This is a genomic window from Paracoccus sp. J39 (assembly GCF_000518925.1).
GTDB lineage: Bacteria > Pseudomonadota > Alphaproteobacteria > Rhodobacterales > Rhodobacteraceae > Paracoccus.
Window position 1 is genome coordinate 26,162 of record NZ_JAEN01000028.1, and the last position, 21,986, is coordinate 48,147.

The following is a 21,986-nucleotide window of genomic DNA, read 5'->3' on the forward strand; positions in this document are numbered from 1 at the left end:
GAGGGTGATGCAATATTTACTACACAATTGTGTAGTTGGCAATTCCTATATGCCCCCGGATGCAGGTCTTTTCGCGACGCGGATCGCGGCCTGCATGTCTTCGTCGGCCCAGGGGTTCTCGACCAGCGGAAAGACCGGACGATCCAGCCGCCGATAGGGAATCGAGGCGAAATCCAGGGTCATCGCGCCGGGCGTCGCCATATGCCAGATGTGATCGGCCAGAGGGCCGAAGCTGGCGACGTAATGGTTGCTGGACTTGACGACGACCAGCCGCTTGTCCTGCAGCGAGATGCCAAGCCCGGTGAAGCCGTCGGCGCCATAGAGCTGGCTGCGTGACGAGACGATCAGAATCTCGATGCCCCGGCAGCGGATCGCGGCAGAACGGCCCAGAGGCACGCGCATGCCGAAGGCCGTGCAGGCGTGATCCTTGGCCACCGCGACGATCTCGGCCACCAGATCGACCGGGTCGCCGGATTCCGGCCCCAGCTTGCCGCCCAGACGCAGCCGGATCGTGGCTCCCGGCCCGGCATCGGCGCAAAGCCGCGCGGCCTCGGGGTCGTAGAAGGCGCCGATCGCCGCATCGGCAATGCCGCGGTCCAGCAATGCGCGCAGAACGAAGGTGCTGTCGCCGGGCGCCCCGCCGCCGGGATTGTCGGCAAAGTCGCCCAGCACGACCAGGCCGTCCAGCCCTTCCGCCCGGTCGAGCGAGGATGCGAGGCCGGGGAATGCGGCCTGCAATTCCCGCCGCCTGTCATGGACCAGCCGCGCCAGCCGCAGGGCCTCTGCCTTGGCGGTTTCCAGATCGCCATCCGCGTAAACCAGCACGCGCGCGCCCATCTCCGGCACGTCGCCCCAGGGAAAGCCATGCGCGAATTCCGCGGTCACGATGCGCGGGTCGGCGCTGCTGTGGCGAAAGGCGGCGACGACCTGCTTCATCGCCCCCTCCGTGGTCGGAAAGAAACCGATCATCCGGCAGTCGATCAGCGCCGCGGCCGGGCGGATGTCCCCGCGCGCGGCCCGAAGGCAATGCCGATACAGATCCGCCGCCCGTTCGGCGAAATCGGTATGGGGATATTCGCGCATGATGGTGATCAGGTCGGCATGGGCGACCATGGCTTCGGTCAGGCTGCAATGCGGGTCCAGTTGGGCGCCGATGATTGCCCGGGGCGCGATCTCGCGGATACGGGCCAGCAGGTCGCCTTCGCAATCGTCGTATCCCTGCGCGATCATCGCACCGTGAAGGGCAAGCAGGACGACATCGACAGCGCCCGCGGCGCGCAGATCCTCCAGGATCATGTCGCGCAGTTCCTCATAGACGGCGCGCACGACCGGGGCCCCGGGCTCCGCCCCGGCGGCGATGCTCTGGACGATCTCGTGGCCGTCGACGCTGCATAGCCTGTGAAAGACCGCCAACATCTCGTCCTTCGGCGGCGCGATCTCGCCCGCCCGGACGCGGCGGACATGGTCGAGCGAAAAGGCCAGCGCGCCGGACGGGATCGGCGAGAAGCTGTTGGTTTCGGTCGCGAGGCCGGCGATGAAGACGCGCATAAGCCTTACCGGTTGCCGGCGACCGGGACGGGTGCCGGGACCGCCGCGGGCAGAAGATCGGTCAGGGCATGGGCGGTGCACAACACCTGCGTGAACAGCATCGAGGGGTTGTATCGCTGCGCGGCGATATGGGGCGGCTCGGATTCGTCCTCCACAAACATGAAGGCCGTGGTCGCGATCGCCCCGGTCGAGGGCACGAACCAGGACGATGCGCCGTATCCCACCGTCCGGCCGGGATGGCCCCAGACCTCCAGCCCGCCCCAGCGCCGCCTTTCCAGCCCGAGGCCGTAGGCCGCGCCAAGGCTCATCGGGTGGAAAGGCTTCTCGGCGGGCAGCGCCCAATGCGCAGCCATGTCCTGCAGCGTCACGCCCAGCGGATTGCCGGGCCGCGACAAGGCCCGGTAGAAGTCCAGCATGTCGCCGCAGTTCGAGATGATGTCGCCGGCGCCATAGGCCCAGGCCAGGGAAAAGCCCCTGGCGGCGCTGATGGCCGGCTGCCCGGCGCGCTTCAGATAGCCTTGCGCCAGCCGTTCCTCCGGATAGCCGCTGCCGACCCAGGAGTCCTGCATGCCGAGCGGGCCGAAGATCCGCTTCTTCACGTAGCCGGCATAGCCGCCCGGCGCCCTCGCATCCATCACCATGGCGGCGATCACCCATCCCGTGTTCGAATAGTCGAATTGCTGCCCCGGTGCGAACAGCACGCCTTGCTCAAGCGCCGGGATCACCATGTCCCGCGGAGCCATCCGGCCCGCCGAGGTCGGATCGATGAGCGAGAGATATTCGGGCAGCCCCGATGTGTTCATGATCAGATGGCGAAGCGTGATCCGCCCGTCGACCGGCAGGTCGATATGGCGGGCGACCGGGTCGTCGAGGTCCAGCAGGCCGTCGCGGCACAGAAGCAGGATCGACAGGGCGACAAAGGTCTTGGCCTGGCTGCCGATCTGGAACAGGTCCGATGACCCGAGTGCCGCCTCGCCCTGCGCGCGCGATCCGGCGGTGAGGCAGAGGCGCCCGGCATCGGGCAGGTCGATCCCGACGATCACGCCGATTGCGCCGAAATTCTCGACATAGTCGTCGAGCATGAGTTGCAAACGCTCGACAGCGCCGTGAGAGGTCATTGCTTCACCTGTATTGCCGATGGATGTGTGGCGCGAACGCCGGGCGTTCAGTTGGTCGCGGAAAGTTCGTGCCCCCGCGGATCGGCTGCGCCGCTTCCGAGATGCCGCAGCTCTGCCTCTTTCGCCATGGCGACGACGGCCGGATAGCGGCGGTCGACGAAAAGGCTCGTGATCGCGGTAAACAGGATCAGCAGGCCCGACAGCAGCGACATCGTCAGGTGGATTCTGGAAGGATCCCCCAGCACGATATCGGTAAACCCTGCATAGACCACCGTTCCGGTACCCGAGATCAACCCCAGCACGAGCAACAGGACGGCGGTGATCCGGGCGCGCAGGTGGGACGGCGCGATGCTGACATAAATGACCGAGATGACGATCGAGCACCCGCCGGAAATCGCGATGACAATGCCGACCGCTGCCGCCGCCCAAAGCCCGTTCGACATCAGCGGGCCGCCGATCACGAAGGGCAGGATCACAAGAAGCATGAGGGAAATCGCGGCCAGCGGCGCCTCGCGGCCCATCCAGCGGCGCACGATCTGATTGAAGAACACCCCGATGAAGGGAGAAAGCAGACCGGCGACCAGCAGGATCGTGCCCAGCGTGCTGCCGGTCCTCTCGATGGACCAGCCATAGGTTCTGGTGAAGAACGGCGCCAGCCAGCCGTTGAAGCCGACGGTGAAGATCGCGCTCATGCCCAGGCAGATGACCAGAAGCAGGATGAAGGGCAGCGTCGCCGTCAGGTATTCGCGAAACCCTGCCGCTTCGGGCGTGCCGATCGCGGCGGCGGCCATGGCGGGATTGCGCCGCCGCGGCTCGGGAAGGATGGTGACGACAAGGGCGGCGACGACAAGACCGGCGGCGCCGAATGCGATGGTGGTCCAGCGCCAGGCATCGTCGCTGGCCAAGGGCAGCGTGCCTTCCAGCGCGGCGGCATGAAGATATCCGTAAAGCGCGCCGCCGCCGACCATGGCAAGGACCCCGCCGAAGGTCACGCCGAAGAAGAGCAGCCCCGACGCCCTGGCAACGCGCCGAAGCGGAAACAGGTCGGCAATCAGCGACAGCGCGGCTGGCATCAGCGCCGCCTCGCCCAGGCCGACCCCAAGCCGGCACAGGAACAACGCGGTGAAGTTCGTGGCAAAGCCGCTGGCAATGGTCAGCAGGCACCAGGCGGTGATGGCGACCCCCAGCAGAAGCGTCCGGTCATAGCGGTCCGCCAGCCATGCCAGCGGCAGCGCGGCGACCGCCATGGCGATGGCAAAGGTGAAGCCGGTCAGGATGCCGATCTGCACGTCGGTCAGCGCCATGGCGTGCTTGATCGGCTCCATCAGCAGCATCGGCAGCGTCTTGTCGGCCATGGCGATCATCGCGGCCATGGCAAGGACGAGGGCCGCCAACCAGGCCCGTGCATGCTGCTTCTTTTCGGTATCCATCTTGCGCGTCTCCTCCCGGGCTCCCCTGAATTCAGGATTACTACACATTTGTGTAGTTCGAGTCCAGAAGATTGAATCCCGGACCTTCAAGCCGTTGAGAAATGGAGCATAAGCGGACGGCGGAATGCATTCAGGTCCGGCGGAGGCGGCGGAAATTGCCTTCGCACCGGCCTTCGCCTAGATTGCCGCCATGACACAGAAAGACCCGCCAGCCGAACAGACCAACGGACGCGAACGCCTGCTGGAGGCCGCCATCACGCTGTTCGGGCGCGACGGTTTCGATGCCACATCCGTCAGGGCGATTGCCGACGAGGCCGGCGTGTCCTGGGGGCTCGTCCGCTTCTATTTCCAGTCGAAGGAGGGTCTGCGCGACGCGGTGGAAAAGCGCGTGATGACCGACTATCTGCAGCTGGTGCAGGTCGCCAACCGTGCCACATCGCCGGAAGAGCTTTCCTCGATGATAGAGAGCCAGACGGGCAGCCTGTCGGGGATCGTCCGCTATCTGCGCCGCGCGATCATGGAAGAAAGGCCCATCGCGCTTGACTTCCTGCGCGAACTTCTGGGCACGACCGAGATGCTGAACGCGGATCTGCGCGCCCGGTTTCCGGATGAACCCGCCCTGTGGGATTCGATCCGGATGGTCGCCCAGCGAATCGGCTATCTTCTGCTGGCGCCGCAATTCGAAACCCTGCTGAATCGCAACCTCTTCTCGGTCGAGGAACTGAAGCGCCGCAACTTGCAGGAAGAACGGATCATGCAATTGATTTTGGCGGGCCTGGCATCGGAAGAAGGCGGAAAACGCGGCACCTGACCAGTATCGTGCTTGCATTTGGCCATTGACTACACAATTGTGTAGCTCCATTCCTGCCCCATGACGTGATGCAGTCGGGAGAGGGAGGAGCACATGGTCGCGAACGGGAATTCGACCGGAACCGACCCGCATGGGCGGGCGCGTTATCTGGCCTCGGGGCAGCGCAATGCGCGGGTCTTCAACGACACGGTGCGCCCGTTCTGGTCCGATGACGGAAAGCTCTTCTCCTATTGCCGCCGCACGCCGGAGGGAACGGATTACCTGCTGGTCGAGGCCCGGACTGGAAGGGTCGAGCCCCTTTTCAACCGAAAGGCGCTTGCCGCGCGGATCGCCGCCTTGCCGGTCGCGCCGCAGGCGGCCGAGCCCGAGGATGTGCGGCTTGCCCCCGATGCCAGGGCCATCGAGTTCCGCCTGGAAGGGCGTCTCTGGCGGGCCGAACGCGATGGGCTGGTCCTGACCGATCTGGGCCCTGTGGCGGCACCGACCGAAAACGTGGCGCCGGATCATTCGGCGCGTCTGGTCCTTCGGGATCACGATCTCTGGCTGGTCGATCATTCGGGCAAGCGTCCGCTGACCAGCGACGGCGAGGCCGGGAACGGCTACGGCGGTTTTCTCGGTTTCGATTACAACCTCACGCAAGGGCGCTGTCCGCCGATTGCGCTCTGGTCGCCGGATTCCAGCCGGATCGCCACCTTACGCACCGATCTGCGCCGGGTTCCCCTTGCCCATCTGATCGAGGCGGTTCCGGCGGACGGATCGCGTCCCAGGCTTCACAGCTTTCCCTATCCCGTCCCCGGCGACGAGCACGGCGCCCTGAGCGAGCTGTGGTTCATCGGCAGGAACGGACAGCGGGTGCAGGCCGGGATGGACAGACTGGTCAGCTTTGGCGCCAATCCGCTGATCAGCTATCCCGCCTGGTGGTCCGACGACGGAGGTCACTTCTACCTGCATGAGGGATCGCGCGACGGACACCGCCTGGATTTCTGGCAGGTGGACACCGCCACCGGCGACGCCAGGCGACTGGTCATCGAGGAAGGCTCCGGGTCAGGGCGGCCCTGTTTCAGCCCAAGCCCGCAACCACAGGTGCTGCGCGACGGCCGCATCCTCTGGGCGTCGATGGCCGACGGCTGGCGGCATCTCTATTTCGTCGATCCCGGCGATCCGCGCAGCCGCCGCCGCATCACCGCGGGCGAATGGAACGTCGTGTCAATCCTTCATGTCGACGAGGATGCCGGAACCATCCTCTTTGCTGCCGCGGGCCGCGAGCCGGGGCTGGATCCCTATTACCTCCAGGTCTATTCGATCCGTTTCGACGGGACGGATCTGCGCCGCCTGACCCGTCAGGATCTCAACCATGACCTGTCCCTGCCGCCGCGCGCGCTGACGCAGGTTCCGGCCGGCAGCGGGCGATATCCGAACGGCACCAGCCCCGACGGCGCGTTTTTCGTCGCCGCCCATGAGGCGCCGGACCGCCCGCCCGTCTCGGCCCTGTATGACCGGAGCGGCAGGGTGGTCATGACGCTGGAACATGCGGATGCCGGTGAAGCCTGGCCCGCCGACATGCCGCTGCCCGAGCCGTTCCACGTGCCGGCGCTGGACGGCGAAACGGCGCTTTGGGGGGTGCTCTACAAGCCGCCGGGGTTCGACCCGGAAAAATCCTACCCGGTCATCGACGTCATTTATGGCGGTCCGCAGGTCTTCATGGCGCCGAAATCCTTCGGCCAGACGACCTATGCCCGCTATGCCGAGGGCCTCGCCGCCGCGGGTTTCGTCACGCTTCTGCTTGACGGGCCCGGAACGCCGGGACGGTCCAGGGATTTCTGGCTGCATTCCCACGGCAGGATGGAATGCTGCGGCGGCCTTGCCGACCACGCGGCGGCCATCAGGTCGCTGGCGGCGGACCGCCCCTGGATGGACATCGCGAAGGGCGTCGGGTTGACCGGGTTCTCGGGCGGCGGCTACGCGACGGTTCGCGGCATGGCGGTCCATCCCGATGTCTTCACCGTCGGCGTGTCGATCTGCGGCAATCACGATGTTTCCCTGTATATCGCCAACTGGGCAGAGATGTTCCAGGGCATGGATGCCAGCGCGCGCCGCGGCCTGGCCAGCGCCGATGTGGCCGACCGGATCGCCGGCAAGCTGTTCCTGATTCAGGGAGAGATGGACGACAATGTCCAGCCCAGCCAGATGCTGCGCCTTGTCGATGCGCTGGTGAAGGCCGATGCCGATTTCGACATGCTGATCGTGCCGGGCGCCGACCATGGCGTTGCCTTTCACCCCTACGCCCTTCGGCGGACCGTCGATTATTTCCTGCGTCACCTTGCAGGCCGGGGATGAGGGGCCGTTATCCGCAATGAAGGAAGCCCTTGTCATCGGCGCCGGCATCGTCGGCGTCTCGACCGCCCTGGCGCTGCAGGAGCGCGGCTGGACCGTCACCGTCATCGACCGCAAGGAGCCGGGCAGCGAAACCAGCTTCGGCAATGCCGGCATCCTGCAGCGCGAGGCCGTGGCGCCCTATGCCATGCCGCTGGGGCCGGGCTTCCTGCTGGGGGTGCTTCTGGGCCGCAGGAACGATGTCCGCGCGCGATGGCGCGAGCTGGCATTGCAGGCCGGCGCACTGCTCCGCTACGGATTGCACTCGACCCCGGCGCGCCATGCCGTCCTGTCTGCGTCCTATGAGAGCCTGATCCGGACCTCGCTGGCGGCCCATCGGGATTTCATCGACGCCTCCGGCGCGGAGAGCTTGATCCGCCGCAGCGGATACCGCGAATATTTCCGCGATCCGCGCCTGTTCGAGGCTGCCGCCCGTCGCAGCGAGGAGATGGCCGCGCGTCACGGCCTGAACCTGGCGATCATGGATGCGGCGGCGCTGCAAGCGGCGGAGCCGGCCATCGCGGACCCCGGTGCTGGCGCCGTCCACTGGCTGGACCCGTGGAGCGTCAGCGATCCCGGTCGCCTGACCACGGCCTATGCGGCAGTTTTCGTCGCCCGAGGCGGACGGATCGTCCGGGCCGAAGTGACCGCGATCCGGGCAACCGCCACCGGCTGGAGCGCCAAGGCATGGGGACGCGGCTGGTCGGCGCCGCATCTGGTGCTTGCCGCCGGTCCGTGGACGCCGCGATTGCTGGCCGGGCTGGGCATCCACGTCCCGATGGTCTACAAGCGCGGCTATCACCGCCACTATGCGGCGCCGGTTCCGCTGCACGTGCCGATGCTGGATACCGACCACGGCTATGTCGCCACTCCGGTCGAGCAGGGGCTGCGGATCACCACCGGCGCGCATCTTGCCCGGCTGCACCTTCCGCCGGACTACGCGCAACTGGCCCGCGCCGAGGCGGCGGCGCGCGGTATCCTGGACATCGGGCGGGCCGATGAGATCCAGCCGTGGACGGGGACGCGGCCCTGCCTGCCCGACATGCTTCCGTTGATCGGGGAATCCGCAAGGCTTCCGCGGCTATGGGTCAATTTCGGCCACGGCCACCAGGGCCTGACGCTCGGCCCTGCCAGCGGCCGCCACCTGGCGGCGCTGATGTCGAACGAACCACCTCCGGCAGCGCCGGAACCGTTTCTCCCGGCAAGGTATGGGTTCTGACGGAAGCAGATTCGCCGCCCGGGTCGACATTCATGTGACGGGTCAGACGCGCCGGCAGGCCGGAAAGGCCGTTTACAGCTGGAAACTCGGCAAGAAGGAGAGCCGGCCGCTTGGCATGGCGATATTGTCCGATGCATGCGTGAACTGAGCATATCCGAAATCCGGCGCGCCCCTTCCGACCGCACCCCTCATGCCCATGACCGCTCCGGCCCCTTCCGCTCCCCCGATGCGCAGGCGTGGCTGCGAGAACACCTTGGCAAGAATCCAGACCGACAGCAGGCGAGTGCAAGGTGACAGGACCGTCCAGCGCCGTCTCGGCCAGCGGAAAATCCGGCGCGTTCCGTCAGCTCGGCCCGGACGATCCCTGCGCAACCGGATCCGTGCTGCCACGGATGCCCAGGACACTGCCAAGGTCGAGGCGCTGGTTGCGCGCCAGCCTTGGCAGATGCGCAAACGCCGGCCCGGCGACAACGGGATCGCGATCAGGCGAGAACTCGGCAATTCGTCCCGCAGCCGCGAAAACCTCTGGCGTCGAGAGAAGCGGCGGCACCACCCCCCAGCTTTCCGGGGATGGTGCGGGGCCTGCTGTCCCGAGGATCAGGCCAGGACCCGGCGGGAGGACGCCTGTGCCAGAATATCCGCAACCATGGCGCTTGCGACCTCGGTGGTGGTCTTGCCGCTGCTTCGGCTCAGCGCCAGGATGCGGCGGATGCGCTCGGCGATGCCTGCAAGCCGTTCGCGGCGATAGTTTTCGCCGCGGCGGTGTATCTCGCCCGCGACGCTGATGATGCCGCCGCCGTTGACGACGTAGTCGGGCAGATAGCTGATGCCGCGGGCCCGCAGATGCCCGGCGATGTCCGGGGTGGCAAGCTGGTTGTTCGCCGCCCCGCAGACGACCTTCGCGGTCAGTCGCGCGACCGTCTCGGCGGTCAGGATGCCGCGCAGGGCGCGAAAATATCCATCTGCTGGGAAAACACGTCATCCGGGCTGCGGATCTCTGCGCCCAGATCGGTCTGCGCACGCTTTACCGCATCCTGGTTCAGATCGGACACGATGAGCGCGGCCCCGGCCGCATGCAGCTTTTCGGCCAGCGCCATGCCGACATGGCCCAGCCCCTGCACCAAGACCCGCTTTCCGGTCAGATCGGTGCTGCCGAAGACCTGCTCGGCCCCGACCCGGAGACATTGAAACACGCCTTCGGCGGTGAAGGGCGACGGATCGCCGCTGGCATGGGCGCCGGTGTTCAGCCCGACGGCATAGGGGGTTTCGCTGGCCACGATGGCCATGTCCTCGGGCGTGATCCCGACATCCTCGGCGGTGTAGTAAAGCCCGCCCAGGCTGTCGACGGCACGGCCGAAGGCACGCAACAGCGCCTCCGACTTGTCGGTGCGCGAATTGCCGATGATCACCGACTTGCCGCCGCCAAGGCCCAGGTCGGCGATGGCGTTCTTGCAGGTCATCCCTTCCGCCAGCCGCAGCACATCGCGGCGTGCATCGTCACGCGAGGCATAGTTCCACATCCGGCATCCGCCCGCCGCGGGACCGCAAGCGGTGGAATGAATGCAGATGAAGGCGTCGAGCCCGCTTTCGGCATCTTCGGCATGGACAAGCCGTTCATAGCCCGCCGGCGGCGTTTCATCCGTGATCACAAGTGCCATGATTTCCTCCTCGGCTTGATCTCTGGACGATTATAACGCTTTTCTCCGGTGAAACTCTCCTATATGGAGGGTTAATAACGCAAACTTGGGTGACTATCGCTCTTATTCCGGGGTATTTGCGTGAATATCACCATTGATTCGATCGACCGCCGGATATTGCGCGTCCTTGGGCAAGAGGGCCGGATTCCCGTCGTCGAGCTGGCCGAGCGGGTCGGCCTCTCGGCCACGCCCTGCAAGCGGCGGCTGCAACGGCTGGAAGAGGGCGGCGTGATCGCCGGCTATGCCGCCCGGATCGACCACAAATCCGCCGGTTTCGGGATCACCGCCTTCGTCTCGGTCGAGCTGGAGCGACAAGACGGCGACGAGATCGAACTGGTGCAGCAGCAGGTCGCGCAATTCGACGAGGTCGTGGCCGGCATGCTGATGACCGGCTCGCAGGACTTCCTGCTGGAAGTCGTCGTCGGCAGCCTTGAGGATTACCAGGATTTCCTTCAGGGCAAGCTGCTGAAGATCGCCGGGGTGCGCAGCGTGCGCACGCATTTCGCGCTGCGCAAATTCATCGACCGGCCGCGCATTCCCTGACGGCGTGACACCCGCCGCCTTCGCCGGAACGGGGGTGCGATAGGTTGCCCCGGGGTGGTTGCGACAAGGCACCTCCCGCGACCTTTCGGGCATGATCAACAGCATATCCGGCGGCCCGTCCGGCTGGTCATGGCCAGTTCACGCCGCAAGGCCCGGTTGCAATGTCTCGATCAGGTTTGCTGAGCCGTTCCTCGGCCCCGGAATGATCGAAACCCTTCTGCTCAGCCCGTCTTCCAGACCTGCGGCGCGACGCGCTCACGATTGCCGCCCATGATCTTCGCCAGCGTGGCGGTGCCTTATCCCGCTCGGCAAGTCGCTGGGCAGCACAGGCAGGCGCCGGGGCGCGATCATCCGCAGTTCGTCGCCATCGGCGCCCGAGGGCAGGACCTCTGGCCGCGCCGCCGGCTTGCCGATCAGCTCGCCGATACCCTCGACCGGCTCGACAGGTTGCACAGGCCGGACTGATGGCGAAGCGTGATCGCGTCGCCGCTCTCCAGCGCCGCGATCTCGGGAAGGGTCCGGAACAGCAGATCAGCCTGCCCCTTTCCGCCAGCTGGCAGATGACGCGGGCGATGAAAAGCCTAGTGACTGATCCGAGCGCGAATTGCGTCCCGGCCTTTACCGTTCCGGCCGGTCGCGGTCGGGCCGGCCTCGGCCCGGCATTGGCAAAGAGCACGGTCACGATCCTTTCCAATTCGGCAACGGCCGGCCGGATCATCTCCAGCCCGGCGCCAGAGGATGGACCGGCTCCACAGGCGGCCCACACCCTTTCCCCAAACGGCGCACCGCCTCATTCGATGTCGAAGACGACGCCCTGCGCCAGCGGCAATGCGGTCGAGTAGTTGATGGTATTGGTCTGGCGGCGCATATAGCCCTTCCAGGCGTCCGATCCGCTTTCGCGCCCGCCGCCGGTCTCTTTCTCGCCGCCAAACGCCCCGCCGATCTCGGCGCCCGAAGTGCCGATATTGACATTCGCGATGCCGCAATCCGAACCTGCGGCCGAGACGAAGGTTTCGGCCTCGCGCAGATCCAGCGTGAAGATCGACGACGAAAGTCCCGCCCCCACCGCGTTATGCAGGCGGATCGCCTCGGCCAGATCGCTGTATTTCATCACATAGAGGATCGGGGCGAAGGTTTCCTCCAGCACCGGGCCGGTCTGTTCGGGCATCTCGACCAGTGCCGGACGGGCGTAGAAGGCGGTATCGGGCCCGACCGGCACGCGCTCGCCGCCATGCACCGTCCCGCCGGCGGCCTGTGCGGCTTCCAGCGCATTCTGCATCGCCTCGAAGGCTTGGCGATCCACCAGCGGGCCGACCAGCGCGCCGCTGTCCAGCGGGTTGCCGATGCTGACCGAGCGATAAGCCTTGATCAGCCGGGGCACCAGCCTGTCGTAGACCGATTCATGGACGAACAGCCGGCGCAACGTCGTGCAGCGCTGGCCGGCCGTGCCCATCGCGCCGAAGGCAATCGCGCGCAGCGCCATGTCCAGGTCGGCCGAGGGGCAGACGATGCCGGCATTGTTGCCGCCCAGTTCCAGGATCGAGCGGCCAAAGCGTTCCGCGACCTTCGGACCGACGATCCGGCCCATGCGGGTCGAACCGGTGGCCGAGATCAGCGGCACGTCATGGCTGGCGACCAGAGCCGCGCCGATCTCGGGGCCGCCGATCAGCACATGGCTCAGTCCCTTCGGCGCGTCGCCGAAGCGTTTCAGCGCGCGCTCGAAGATGGCCTGGGTGGCCAGCGCCGTCAGCGGGGTCTTTTCCGAAGGCTTCCAGACCACGGCATTGCCGCAGACCAGCGCCAGCGCGGCATTCCACGACCACACCGCGACCGGGAAGTTGAAGGCCGAGATGACGCCGACGACGCCAAGCGGGTGCCATGTCTCCATCATCCGGTGGCCGGGACGTTCCGAGGCGATGGTCAGGCCGTAAAGCTGCCGGGAGAGGCCCACGGCAAAGTCGCAGATGTCGATCATCTCCTGCACCTCGCCCAGGCCCTCGGACGGGATCTTGCCCGCCTCGATGGATACGAGCTGGCCCAGATCATCCTTGGCGGCGCGCAGTTCCTCGCCCAGCAGGCGAACCAGTTCGCCCCGACGCGGGGCGGGGACGGTGCGCCATGCCTCGAAGGCCGCGCGGGCGCTGGCGATGGCCTGCTGCGTATCCTCGGCGCTGTGGGCCTTCAGCCGGGCGACCTCCTCGCCCGTGACCGGCGAAAAACTGGCCAGGGTGCCGCCGGTACAGGCATCGGACGCCACGCCAAGGCGGGTCAGCAAGTCGGTCGTGCGGGCGGCGATGGATTGGGACATGGGTTCTTCCTCTTCTGTCATCCGAATTTCACCACGCCGAGCCCGGCGGGCGCCGTCTGCCCAGGCAGGGCATGTGCAAGGCGGCGCTGCGGCTCGGGCGTGTAAAGGTCATACCAGTGCTGGTTCTTGCGGCCGAGGGCATGTTCGGCGCTGAAGCTGCCGCCAAATTCGCGGCAGGTCACCTCGATCACCCAGTCGCGCAGCTGCGCCTCCTGCGCCGGATCGAAGGCGATCACCCGCTCCACGCTCAGCACGACCTGCCGGCCGCTGTCATCGGGGGTCGAGCCGGAAACGAGCCCGGTATTGCCCGCCTGTGCGACGACATGCAGCCCATCCCGCGCGCAGATTTTCAGCGCGCGGGACACGTCCTCCGTGCCGGCGGGCCGCAGCACCGCCAGCACATGGCCGCGATCATAGCGCGCGCCGGTCTCGTAGGACAGCATCTGATCCGGCGCGGTCAGCATGCCGCGCGGCCCCACAACTCGTCCAGGGCCGTCACGCTCATGCGGCAAGTCCGTCCAGCGCCTTGAGGCTTGCGTCCAGCGAAGCGGACTGGATGGCGGCGTAATGATCGAACTCGTTCAGAACGGCTGCCCCCAGATCGGCTTCGAACCGCCGCTGGCTGGGGCTGGCCGCGAAATCCTGCGCCGCATCATCGCCGAGGTTCGACTGGAAGATTCCGGCGGCGCTGACGGGCAGGAAATCCTCATAGATGATCGGATCGTAACGCAGCGCGCCTTGCGCGATCAGCGTTTCGAGATCCTTCCCCCCTGCCCCTGCGGCCAGACCCTTTTCGGTCGGCGCATAGGTGAAATAGGCCAGACCTTCGGCGCGCAGGCTTGCCCAATCGTCGGGGAAAGCGGCAAAGGCCTCGGTCAGTGCGGCCATGTATTCGGATGCATTCGAGCCGTCCGCCGCCGGGCGACAACGCCGGCGGGTCTGGCTCAGCAGGCGGTCGTAAAGTGCCCGCCCCTTGGGGGTCAGCGCCACGCCGCGCTGTTCGATCTCGCCAAAGCGGGCGGTGTGCGAGCCTTCCCGCCAATCCTCGCCCGCGCGGAACAGGACCGGCTCTTCCAGCGCCTTGAACGAGGTCTGACGCAGCAGGATCGGGCATTTGCGCGTGGGCGGGCCTTCGACCACGGCCTTGGGCGTGATGCCGCGGGCGGGCATCCGGGCCTGCACCTTGTCGATGTCCAGCGTCCGCGGGGTCAGGTGGTTGATATGCGGCCCCTTGAAGGACACCACATCGGCGATCAGCCGATGGGCGTCATGCAGCCGGCGATACATGTCATGGCCGACATTCGCGTGCGGCTGCCAGCGGAAGGTTTCCAGCGCCTCGGTCACGAAACGCCCGGCTTCGGCATCGGTCAGACCGCCCTGGGCTTCAGCATGCTCGATCAGGTCCAGGCAGCCTCGCGTGAAAATCCGGCGTCCTGACAGAAGCCGCGCCGCCTCGGCCCGCAGGGCGTCATCCTCGATCAGGTCCAGCCGCAGCAGCGAGGTAAAGACGCGGAACGGATTGCGCTTCAGCGCCTCGGCCCCGACCGGGCGGAAGGCGGTGGAATGGACCGGCACGCCCGCCTCGGACAGATCGTAATAGCCGACCGGATGCATCCCCATCACGGCAAACAGCCGCCGCATGATGTGCAGTTCCTCGGCGGTGCCAAGCCGGATGGCGCCGTGGCGTTCCTCGGAAATGCGGGCAAGGTCGTCGACCTCCTCAAGTCGCGCACGTTCGGCCGGGTCCGCGGCAAGGGTTTCGTCATTCACCCCGGCCACCAGGTCCATCAGCGTGCCATAGGCGGGCACCTCGTCGCGATACATGGCGGACATGGCCGCCGAAAAGCGGCTGCGGATCGTGTCGGGGCTGATATGGATGCCGGCGCTCATGGGACGCTCCTTTCTCTGTGGTGCCTTGGATAGCACGAGCGATCCGGCGCGGCCTTCGTTGATTGGGGCTGACATCATGCCAGCCGGGAATGACTCTGATCCGGGCCTGCCATCCGGGGCGCGTTCGACAAGGCGGATCATGCTGCTGAAATCGCAGACCAGCGACGCAGCAGGACCCTTGCCGAATAATCAGGGAACTGATCTGAACGCATGTCCGATCGGCATGATCGCCCGCGGACCCTTACGGACGATCAGCGGCCGTTTCTTCCATCAGCCAGTCGCGAAACAGGATCAGAGGGTGATGCGTGCCGCGATCCTCGGGCCAGCACAGATGATAGGCTTCCACGCTTTCCAAGGCCAAGGGCAGCGCCTCGACGATGCGGCCCTTGCGCAGCTCATCTTCGAACATGAATCGGGGCAGCAAGGCGATACCGAGACCCGCCGCCGCCGCTTCGAACAGCGTCGTGAACTGATCGAACAGCATGCCGTAAACCGCCTGATCATCCACCCCGTAATGACGCAACCAGCATTCCCACGCATCCGGCCTGGTGGTCAGATGCAGCAGCGGCGCCAAGCGGATGTCGTGGGGCTCGCGAAACCGGAAACGCTCCATCATCTGCGGCGCGCAGACCGGCACGGTGACTTCGGCGCGCAGCGCCACCATCCTGGCGCCGGTCCATTGCGGCGGGCCGAAATAGATGGCGGCGTCGATGATGTCCTGGCTGAAGTCGAACTTCGTCGGCCGGCTGAGGACGTTCAGCATCACCTCGGGGTGGCGCGCGACGAATCGCGGCAATCGCGGCGTCAGCCAGCGCGCGCCGAATGTCGGCGGCACACCCAGCGTCAGCGAGCCGCCGGACGGGTTGGCCCGCAGGTTCAGCGAAGCGTTCGAGATCCTGGCCAGCGCATCGCGGATTTCCCGCGCATAGACCATGCCGCCCAGGGTCAGGCGTATCTTCTGCTTCTCACGGACGAACAGCTCGACCCCCAGCTGCCCTTCCAGGGCCTTGATCTGCCGCGAGACCGCGGATTGCGTCAGCGACAGCTCATCGGCCGCGCGGGTGATCGAGCCGGTTCGGGCGGCGGCATCGAACGCCGCAAGCAATGGCAGCGACGGAAGGAAGCGGCGGGCAGAGAGGATGGCTATGACTCCACGGTATGATGTCATGCAAAACGCTTGCTAGCGTAATGGCGCCCGACCCCTGAATAAAGATGAAAAAAACCGGCCCTGCCCACACCGGCCTTCAGGACAAAACGGGAGGAATGATGCTCAACGATCCGCGCTCGCACGGCCTGTGGGAAAAAACCGCACCAGCCCCGCCGCCGACCCACGCACTTGAGGGCGAGGTGATGACCGATGTGGCGATCATCGGCGGCGGCTATACCGGCCTTTCCACCGCGCTGCATCTGGGCGAACGCGGCATCGGCTGCGTCGTCGTCGAGGCCGAGCAGATCGGCTTTGGCGGCTCGGGCCGCAATGTCGGGCTGGTCAATGCCGGCATGTGGGTGATGCCCGAAGACCTGATCGCCACGCTGGGGCCGGATCATGGCAACCGGCTTCTGGATCTGCTGGGCGGGGGGCCGGCGAAGGTCTGGGATATCGCACGCCGCTACGGCATCGATTGCGAGGCCACGCCGGTCGGCACGCTGCATGCCGGTGCGGGGCGCAAGGGATTCGACGAACTGGCCGAACGCGCCCGGCAATGGCAGAAGCGCGGCGCCCCGGTCGAGCTTCTGGGCAGGGAGGAGGCCGCCCAGATGCTGGGCACCCATGCCTTCGAAGGCGCCTTGCTGGATCGACGGGCGGGAACCATCCAGCCTCTGGCCTATGCGCGCGGGCTTGCGCGGGTCGCCATCGCCAAGGGCGCGGCGATCCATACCGGCACGCCGGCCATTGCGCTGGAACGCAGCGGCAATGGCTGGCTGCTGCGCACCCCGAAGGGCAGGGTCAAGGCGGGTCGGATCGTCGTGGCGACCGACATGTATACCCGCTTCGTGATGACGGACATCGCCCGTGAGCAGGTCGTCCTGCCCTATTTCAACATGGCGACGACACCCCTGCCCGAGGATATGGCACGAACCATCGTGCCGGGCCGTCAGGGTGTCTGGGACACCAGGGACGTGCTGCTGTCCTATCGCTTCGACAGGATGAACCGGCTGATCTTCGGCTCGGTCGGTGCGCTGAGGAACGGCGGCGCGGCAGTGCATCGGGCTTGGGCCAGGACCGCGCTGCGCCGCCTTTATCCGCAGATCGGGCCGGTCCGTTTCGAACAGGAATGGTTCGGCAGCATCGGCATGACGTCGGACAACCTGCCGCGCTTTCACCGGCTGGACGACGGCGTCTTCGCCTTCTGCGGCTATAACGGCCGCGGCATCGCACCGGGCACCGTCTTCGGGCAATGCATGGCCGCCCTGCTGGCCGGCGAGATTGCCGAATCCGACCTGCCCCTGCCCGTCACCCGCCCTGCCCCCGTCGCCTGGCGCGCGTTGCAGCAGGTGTTTTATGAAGCCGGCGCCCAGGCGGTTCACCTGGCCGAGACCGGCCGCAACACCCTCCTCAAAGCCGTTTCTTCCGAAAAAGGCGCCCGATGACGACCGGCTTCATCCGCGCGCCGCGCATCGCCGATCTGGCAATCTCGGAAATCGTCCACCAGACCGAGAAGGCCGCCGTGCGAAGGCGCAGGGTCGCGACATCGTCGCCGGTCATCCTGCATGGCTCTGCTGCACAAATCGGATGATGATCGGACTTCCCCTTTCCTCGGACGGACTGGTCCCACCGCCTCCGTGACGGGTGCCAAGAGCCGTGAAGCGGTTGAGCACGGCTCCCCCCCCCCGCCTGGTCGCCTCGAACGCGAGCGCGTCGTCCGTATCGCGCGGAGGGGCGTCCCGTCGCAATCCCATACGACAGATGTTCCGAGGACTTTCCGGCCGGAATCGCGCTGGCCGCAATCATGTTCCGGCTATGGAGGTTTGTCCCTAGCCCGTGCGCCGCGCGATCCCCGGCCGATCAATCCGGCGCGAATGTCATGTCGGGATTGCAGCTTGAACGAGGTGGAATGCAGATGGGAGAGGCCACGTGATGCCATCATCCCGCTCCACCAAGGCCCGGCTTCCGGGTTGCAGCTCGTCGATTTTTCAGCACCGGGCCAAGTCAATCAGGACGGAACGGGTGATTCGTCCTTCGGAGCAGCACCGAGCCCTTTTTCCAGGGTGGAACGGCGGATCGATCCTGCCAATCGAAAAGGGGCGATTTGGACAGAATGTACCAGTTTGGCCGCCGCATCCGCCTGCCCATGGTCAGAATGTCCGCATATCGAGCGGTCGCGTCGCGGAGAACAGACAATGTGACCAATCAAATCATTGATATAAAACAATAAAATATTGACAGCCAGACGCAATATATCGTTCCTGCAATTGGGGGGCTTCGTCGGGAACGCTGCGTGCGGACACCGGCAGCTAGGGGAAGGGAGGAAATGATGCGTCATTGCAGCATGCCGACATGGCGACAATCAGCGGTACCAGGTGACCGGCAGGTCACAGGCGCCCAGCAGGACACTGGTCGCCTTGGTGAACGATGCCCGGTGCTGCCCCATCCAGGGCCTTGAACTGCATCGCGACCGGATGACCTGACGGCGGCTCGTGCCGTAGCGCGCAGCGCCGCACAGGATCTCCGGCATCTGACGAAACCGACCGGGCAGGCCGGCAAAGCCGGCTTGCGGGTGATCGTTTCGGCGCAACCTTCAGCATCAAGTACACCAGCATGGCATACAAGACTGACTCAGAAATCGCCTCGAAGGCGACCAAGCTGCCGATCGGGGAGGTCGCGGCAAAGCTCGGCATCGCGGTCGAGGACCTGCTGCCCTATGGCCACGACAAGGCCAAGGTCAGCCAGCAATTCATCGACCGGCTGGCCGACCGGCCCTCGGGCAAGCTGGTGCTGGTCACGGCGATCAATCCGACCCCGGCCGGCGAGGGCAAGACCACCACCACGGTCGGCCTGGGCGACGCGCTGAACCGCATCGGCCATCGCGCCTGCATCTGCATCCGCGAGGCGAGCCTGGGGCCGAATTTCGGCATGAAGGGCGGCGCGGCGGGCGGCGGCCATGCGCAGGTGATCCCGATGGAGGACATGAACCTGCATTTCACCGGCGATTTCCACGCCATCACCAGCGCCCACAACCTGCTGTCGGCGATGATCGACAACCACATCTATTGGGGAAACGAGCAGCAGATCGACCTGCGCCGCGTGGTCTGGCGCCGCGTGCTGGACATGAACGACCGCGCGCTGCGGCAGATCACCTGTTCGCTGGGCGGCGTGACCAACGGTTTCCCGCGCGAGACCGGCTTCGACATCACCGTCGCCTCCGAGGTCATGGCGATCCTGTGCCTGGCGACCGATCTCGACGATCTCGGGCGGCGGCTGGGCGACATGATCGTCGCCTATCGGCGCGACAAGACGCCGGTCTATTGCCGCGACATCAAGGCGGACGGTGCGATGACCGTGCTGCTGAAGGACGCGATGCAGCCCAACCTGGTGCAGACGCTGGAGAACAACCCGGCCTTCGTCCATGGCGGGCCCTTCGCTAATATCGCCCATGGCTGCAATTCGGTGATCGCCACCGCCACGGCGCTGAAGCTGGCCGATTACGTGGTGACCGAGGCCGGCTTCGGCGCCGATCTGGGGGCCGAGAAGTTCTTCGACATCAAATGCCGCAAGGCCGGGCTGAAGCCGGACGTGGCGGTGATCGTCGCCACGGTCCGCGCGCTCAAGATGAACGGCGGCGTCGCCAAGGCGGACCTCGCGGCCGAGAATGTCGAGGCGCTGCGCAAGGGCTGCGCCAATCTGGGCCGCCATATCGCCAACATGAAATCCTTCGGCGTGCCGGTGGTCGTCGCGGTCAACCATTTCGCCGGCGATACCGAGGCCGAGATCCGGGCGCTGCAGGACTATGCCAGGGCGCGCGGGGTCGAGGCGATCCTGTGCAGGCACTGGGCCGACGGCTCGGAGGGCGCGGTCGATCTGGCGCAGAAGGTCGTGCAGATCGCCGAGGCGGGCGGCGCGGAATTCGCCCCGCTCTATCCCGACGACCTGCCGCTATTCGCCAAGATCGAGACCATCGCCAAGCGCATCTACTATGCCGACGAGGTGCTGGCCGATACCGCGATCCGCAACCAGCTGAAGGAATGGGAAGGCCAGGGCTACGGCCATCTGCCGATCTGCATGGCCAAGACCCAGTACAGCTTCACCACCGACCCCAATCTGCGCGGCGCGCCCGAGGGCCATTCCGTGCCGATCCGCGAGGTGCGGCTGGCCGCCGGCGCCGGTTTCGTCGTCGTCATCTGCGGCGAGATCATGACCATGCCCGGATTGCCTCGGAAGCCCACGGCCGAGGTGATCGGACTGAACGGGGCGCGCGAGGTCGAAGGTCTGTTCTGACCGCCCGGCCCGTCGCCCGACCAAGCGACCCAACGACGCTGCGGCGGCGGTGGCCCAGGGCTGCCGCAGGACCGGGCGCATTATCAGGAAGCGAAGACAATGAATGCCAAGATCATCGACGGCAAGACCTTTGCGGCAACGGTCCGGGACCGGGTGGCCGGGACCGTGGAGCGGCTGAAGGCGGAAGCCGGCATCACCCCGGGACTGGCGGTCATGCTGGTGGGCGAGGACCCGGCCAGCGAGGTCTATGTCCGTTCCAAGGGCAAGGCGACGCTGGAAGCGGGGATGAACTCCTGGGAGCACCGGCTGGATGCCGATACTTCGGAAGCGGACCTGCTGGCGCTGATCGAGCGGCTGAACAACGATCCCGAGGTGCATGGCATCCTGGTGCAGCTGCCGCTGCCGGCGCATCTGGACCCGGACGTGGTGATCAATGCCATCGACCCGGCGAAGGACGTGGACGGCTTCCATATCTCGAATGTCGGGCTGCTGGGGACGGGGCAGAAATCCATGGTGCCCTGCACGCCGCTGGGCTGCCTGCTGATGCTGCGCGAGCATCACGGCTCGCTCTCGGGGCTGAACGCGGTCATCGTCGGCCGCTCGAACATCGTCGGCAAGCCGATGGCGCAGCTGCTGTTGGGTGACAGCTGCACGGTGACCATCGCCCATAGTCGCACGAAGAACCTGGCCGCGGTCTGCCGCAACGCCGATATCCTGGTCGCGGCTGTCGGCCGGCCGCGGATGATCCCCGGCGACTGGGTTAAGCCCGGCGCCACGGTGATCGACGTCGGCATCAACCGCATCGAGAACGAGGGCAAGACCCGGCTGGTCGGCGACGTCGATTTCGACAGCGCCGCGGCGGTCGCGGGCGCCGTCACCCCGGTGCCGGGCGGCGTGGGGCCGATGACCATCGCCTGCCTGCTGGCCAATACCGTCACCGCCTGCTCGCGGGCGCATGGCCTGCCCGAACCGGAAGGGCTGACCTCCTGACGGGGGCGGCGAACTGGAACCGAAGGAAGAAGGAACCCGATATGAGCTTTCACGTCATCGAACAGGCCCCCGCGCGGCTGAACCGAAGCGAGCTGGCCGTGCCCGGCAGCGCCCCGCAGATGTTCCAGAAGGCCGCCGAATCCGAGGCCGACGTCATCTTCCTGGACCTCGAGGACGCGGTCGCCCCGGATGAAAAGGCCGAAGCGCGCCGGAACATCATCCGGGCGCTGAACGAGATCGACTGGGGCAGCAAGACCATGTCGGTGCGCATCAACGGCCTGGATACGCATTACATGTATCGCGACGTCGTGGACGTGGTCGAACAGGCCGGCGAGCGGCTGGACCTGATCATGATCCCCAAGGTCGGCACCGCCGCCGATGTCTATGCGGTGGACATGCTGGTNACGCAGATCGAGGACGCGAAGGGNCTGAAGAAGCGCATCGGTTTCGANCATATCATCGAGACGGCNCTGGGNATGCAGAANNTCANCGNNATCGCCGCCGCNTCNAANCGCAACGANAGCCTGCATTTCGGCGTNGCNGANTATGCCGCCTCGACCCGCGCNCGCACCACNNTNATCGGCGGCGTGAACNNNNATTANNCCGTCCTGACCGATNCCGA

At 66.3% G+C, this 21,986-nt stretch carries 18 protein-coding genes and 2 pseudogenes (1 of these 20 cut by a window edge); 11 read left to right on the forward strand and 9 right to left on the reverse strand.

What is annotated here, in order from left to right; all coding sequences use genetic code 11:
- Positions 1-45 precede the first annotated feature (45 nt).
- The 3 genes from L632_RS23185 to L632_RS0119265 are packed head-to-tail and all read right to left on the reverse strand — an operon-like array spanning position 46 to position 4,096.
- Positions 46-1,548 carry a M81 family metallopeptidase gene (locus L632_RS23185; protein ID WP_051476500.1) on the reverse strand — a complete coding sequence of 501 codons (1,503 nt, stop codon included), beginning with the start codon at positions 1,546-1,548 and terminating at the stop codon, positions 46-48.
- A gap of 5 nt (positions 1,549-1,553) precedes the next feature.
- Positions 1,554-2,666 carry a serine hydrolase gene (locus L632_RS0119260; RefSeq protein WP_084648154.1) on the reverse strand — a complete coding sequence of 371 codons (1,113 nt, stop codon included), beginning with the start codon at positions 2,664-2,666 and terminating at the stop codon, positions 1,554-1,556.
- Positions 2,667-2,713: 47 nt separating this feature from the next.
- Positions 2,714-4,096 (reverse strand): MFS transporter, encoded by a 1,383-nt coding sequence (locus tag L632_RS0119265; RefSeq protein WP_028717386.1) that lies wholly within the window; start codon positions 4,094-4,096, stop codon positions 2,714-2,716.
- A gap of 190 nt (positions 4,097-4,286) precedes the next feature.
- Between L632_RS0119265 and L632_RS23645 the strand changes: the two genes are divergently transcribed.
- From L632_RS23645 to L632_RS0119280, 3 genes are all read left to right on the forward strand, one after another.
- The gene (locus L632_RS23645; RefSeq protein ID WP_051476501.1) at positions 4,287-4,907 is read left to right on the forward strand and encodes a TetR/AcrR family transcriptional regulator; all 621 of its coding nucleotides are present in this window, start codon (positions 4,287-4,289) and stop codon (positions 4,905-4,907) included.
- A gap of 93 nt (positions 4,908-5,000) precedes the next feature.
- Positions 5,001-7,244 carry a DPP IV N-terminal domain-containing protein gene (locus L632_RS23195; protein WP_051476502.1) on the forward strand — a complete coding sequence of 748 codons (2,244 nt, stop codon included), beginning with the start codon at positions 5,001-5,003 and terminating at the stop codon, positions 7,242-7,244.
- A 16-nt stretch (positions 7,245-7,260) separates the two neighbouring features.
- Positions 7,261-8,499 (forward strand): FAD-binding oxidoreductase, encoded by a 1,239-nt coding sequence (locus tag L632_RS0119280; protein ID WP_028717387.1) that lies wholly within the window; start codon positions 7,261-7,263, stop codon positions 8,497-8,499.
- Positions 8,500-9,096: 597 nt separating this feature from the next.
- Here L632_RS0119280 and L632_RS23200 read toward each other — a convergent pair.
- Positions 9,097-10,157, reverse strand: a pseudogene (locus tag L632_RS23200) (Glu/Leu/Phe/Val dehydrogenase).
- 120 nt (positions 10,158-10,277) lie between these two features.
- Here L632_RS23200 and L632_RS0119290 point away from each other — a divergent pair.
- The 3 genes from L632_RS0119290 to L632_RS24480 all read left to right on the forward strand — a co-directional run bounded on the left by L632_RS0119290 (position 10,278) and on the right by L632_RS24480 (position 11,581).
- Positions 10,278-10,739, forward strand: a complete 462-nt coding sequence (locus tag L632_RS0119290; protein ID WP_084648155.1) for an Lrp/AsnC family transcriptional regulator — start codon at positions 10,278-10,280, stop codon at positions 10,737-10,739.
- A gap of 270 nt (positions 10,740-11,009) precedes the next feature.
- Positions 11,010-11,204 carry a hypothetical protein gene (locus L632_RS0119295; protein WP_028717389.1) on the forward strand — a complete coding sequence of 65 codons (195 nt, stop codon included), beginning with the start codon at positions 11,010-11,012 and terminating at the stop codon, positions 11,202-11,204.
- Positions 11,204-11,581, forward strand: a complete 378-nt coding sequence (locus L632_RS24480) for a hypothetical protein (protein ID WP_156933697.1) — start codon at positions 11,204-11,206, stop codon at positions 11,579-11,581. The genes L632_RS0119295 and L632_RS24480 overlap by 1 nt, the downstream gene beginning before the upstream one ends.
- Here the strand turns inward: L632_RS24480 and L632_RS0119300 are convergent.
- The 4 genes from L632_RS0119300 to L632_RS0119315 all read right to left on the reverse strand — a co-directional run bounded on the left by L632_RS0119300 (position 11,530) and on the right by L632_RS0119315 (position 16,105).
- Positions 11,530-13,047, reverse strand: coding sequence for an aldehyde dehydrogenase family protein (locus L632_RS0119300; RefSeq protein WP_028717390.1), 1,518 nt, complete (start codon positions 13,045-13,047; stop codon positions 11,530-11,532). The genes L632_RS24480 and L632_RS0119300 overlap by 52 nt on opposite strands.
- A gap of 17 nt (positions 13,048-13,064) precedes the next feature.
- Positions 13,065-13,511 (reverse strand): FAD-binding protein, encoded by a 447-nt coding sequence (locus L632_RS0119305; protein WP_156933698.1) that lies wholly within the window; start codon positions 13,509-13,511, stop codon positions 13,065-13,067.
- A gap of 37 nt (positions 13,512-13,548) precedes the next feature.
- Positions 13,549-14,937 (reverse strand): VOC family protein, encoded by a 1,389-nt coding sequence (locus L632_RS0119310; RefSeq protein ID WP_028717392.1) that lies wholly within the window; start codon positions 14,935-14,937, stop codon positions 13,549-13,551.
- A 241-nt stretch (positions 14,938-15,178) separates the two neighbouring features.
- The gene (locus L632_RS0119315) at positions 15,179-16,105 is read right to left on the reverse strand and encodes a LysR substrate-binding domain-containing protein (protein WP_232221005.1); all 927 of its coding nucleotides are present in this window, start codon (positions 16,103-16,105) and stop codon (positions 15,179-15,181) included.
- Between the two features lie 95 nt (positions 16,106-16,200).
- On the opposite strand from L632_RS0119315, the gene L632_RS23205 reads away from it, so the two are divergent.
- Both L632_RS23205 and L632_RS24485 read left to right on the forward strand, forming a co-directional pair.
- A complete protein-coding gene (locus L632_RS23205; RefSeq protein WP_198021853.1) occupies positions 16,201-17,529 on the forward strand; it encodes an FAD-binding oxidoreductase in 1,329 nt (442 codons plus the stop codon).
- Positions 17,526-17,675 (forward strand): hypothetical protein, encoded by a 150-nt coding sequence (locus L632_RS24485; protein ID WP_156933699.1) that lies wholly within the window; start codon positions 17,526-17,528, stop codon positions 17,673-17,675. The genes L632_RS23205 and L632_RS24485 overlap by 4 nt, the downstream gene beginning before the upstream one ends.
- 417 nt (positions 17,676-18,092) lie before the next feature.
- Here L632_RS24485 and L632_RS24490 read toward each other — a convergent pair whose 3' ends face one another.
- A complete protein-coding gene (locus tag L632_RS24490) occupies positions 18,093-18,335 on the reverse strand; it encodes a hypothetical protein (protein ID WP_156933700.1) in 243 nt (80 codons plus the stop codon).
- A gap of 362 nt (positions 18,336-18,697) precedes the next feature.
- Between L632_RS24490 and L632_RS0119330 the strand changes: the two genes are divergently transcribed.
- The 3 genes and pseudogenes from L632_RS0119330 to L632_RS0119340 form a co-directional block, all read left to right on the forward strand.
- Positions 18,698-20,374, forward strand: coding sequence for a formate--tetrahydrofolate ligase (locus L632_RS0119330; RefSeq protein WP_028717394.1), 1,677 nt, complete (start codon positions 18,698-18,700; stop codon positions 20,372-20,374).
- 99 nt (positions 20,375-20,473) lie between these two features.
- Positions 20,474-21,364 (forward strand): bifunctional methylenetetrahydrofolate dehydrogenase/methenyltetrahydrofolate cyclohydrolase FolD, encoded by an 891-nt coding sequence (gene folD, locus L632_RS0119335; RefSeq protein ID WP_028717395.1) that lies wholly within the window; start codon positions 20,474-20,476, stop codon positions 21,362-21,364.
- A gap of 41 nt (positions 21,365-21,405) precedes the next feature.
- Positions 21,406-21,986, forward strand: a pseudogene (locus L632_RS0119340) (CoA ester lyase); it runs 394 nt beyond the window's last position.

Coding starts and splice junctions, on each gene's coding strand:
- L632_RS0119265 (WP_028717386.1), bottom strand. CDS start 4,096: ATGGATACCGAAAAGAAGCAGCATGCACGGGCCTGGTTGGCGGCCCTC.
- L632_RS23205 (WP_198021853.1), top strand. CDS start 16,201: ATGATGCTCAACGATCCGCGCTCGCACGGCCTGTGGGAAAAAACCGCA.
- L632_RS23645 (WP_051476501.1), top strand. CDS start 4,287: ATGACACAGAAAGACCCGCCAGCCGAACAGACCAACGGACGCGAACGC.
- L632_RS0119280 (WP_028717387.1), top strand. CDS start 7,261: ATGAAGGAAGCCCTTGTCATCGGCGCCGGCATCGTCGGCGTCTCGACC.
- L632_RS23185 (WP_051476500.1), bottom strand. CDS start 1,548: ATGCGCGTCTTCATCGCCGGCCTCGCGACCGAAACCAACAGCTTCTCG.
- L632_RS0119260 (WP_084648154.1), bottom strand. CDS start 2,666: ATGACCTCTCACGGCGCTGTCGAGCGTTTGCAACTCATGCTCGACGAC.
- L632_RS24485 (WP_156933699.1), top strand. CDS start 17,526: ATGACGACCGGCTTCATCCGCGCGCCGCGCATCGCCGATCTGGCAATC.
- L632_RS0119315 (WP_232221005.1), bottom strand. CDS start 16,105: ATGACATCATACCGTGGAGTCATAGCCATCCTCTCTGCCCGCCGCTTC.
- L632_RS0119295 (WP_028717389.1), top strand. CDS start 11,010: ATGATCTTCGCCAGCGTGGCGGTGCCTTATCCCGCTCGGCAAGTCGCT.
- L632_RS23195 (WP_051476502.1), top strand. CDS start 5,001: ATGGTCGCGAACGGGAATTCGACCGGAACCGACCCGCATGGGCGGGCG.
- L632_RS0119300 (WP_028717390.1), bottom strand. CDS start 13,047: ATGTCCCAATCCATCGCCGCCCGCACGACCGACTTGCTGACCCGCCTT.
- folD (WP_028717395.1), top strand. CDS start 20,474: ATGAATGCCAAGATCATCGACGGCAAGACCTTTGCGGCAACGGTCCGG.
- L632_RS0119310 (WP_028717392.1), bottom strand. CDS start 14,937: ATGAGCGCCGGCATCCATATCAGCCCCGACACGATCCGCAGCCGCTTT.
- L632_RS0119330 (WP_028717394.1), top strand. CDS start 18,698: ATGGCATACAAGACTGACTCAGAAATCGCCTCGAAGGCGACCAAGCTG.
- L632_RS24480 (WP_156933697.1), top strand. CDS start 11,204: ATGGCGAAGCGTGATCGCGTCGCCGCTCTCCAGCGCCGCGATCTCGGG.
- L632_RS0119305 (WP_156933698.1), bottom strand. CDS start 13,511: ATGCTGACCGCGCCGGATCAGATGCTGTCCTACGAGACCGGCGCGCGC.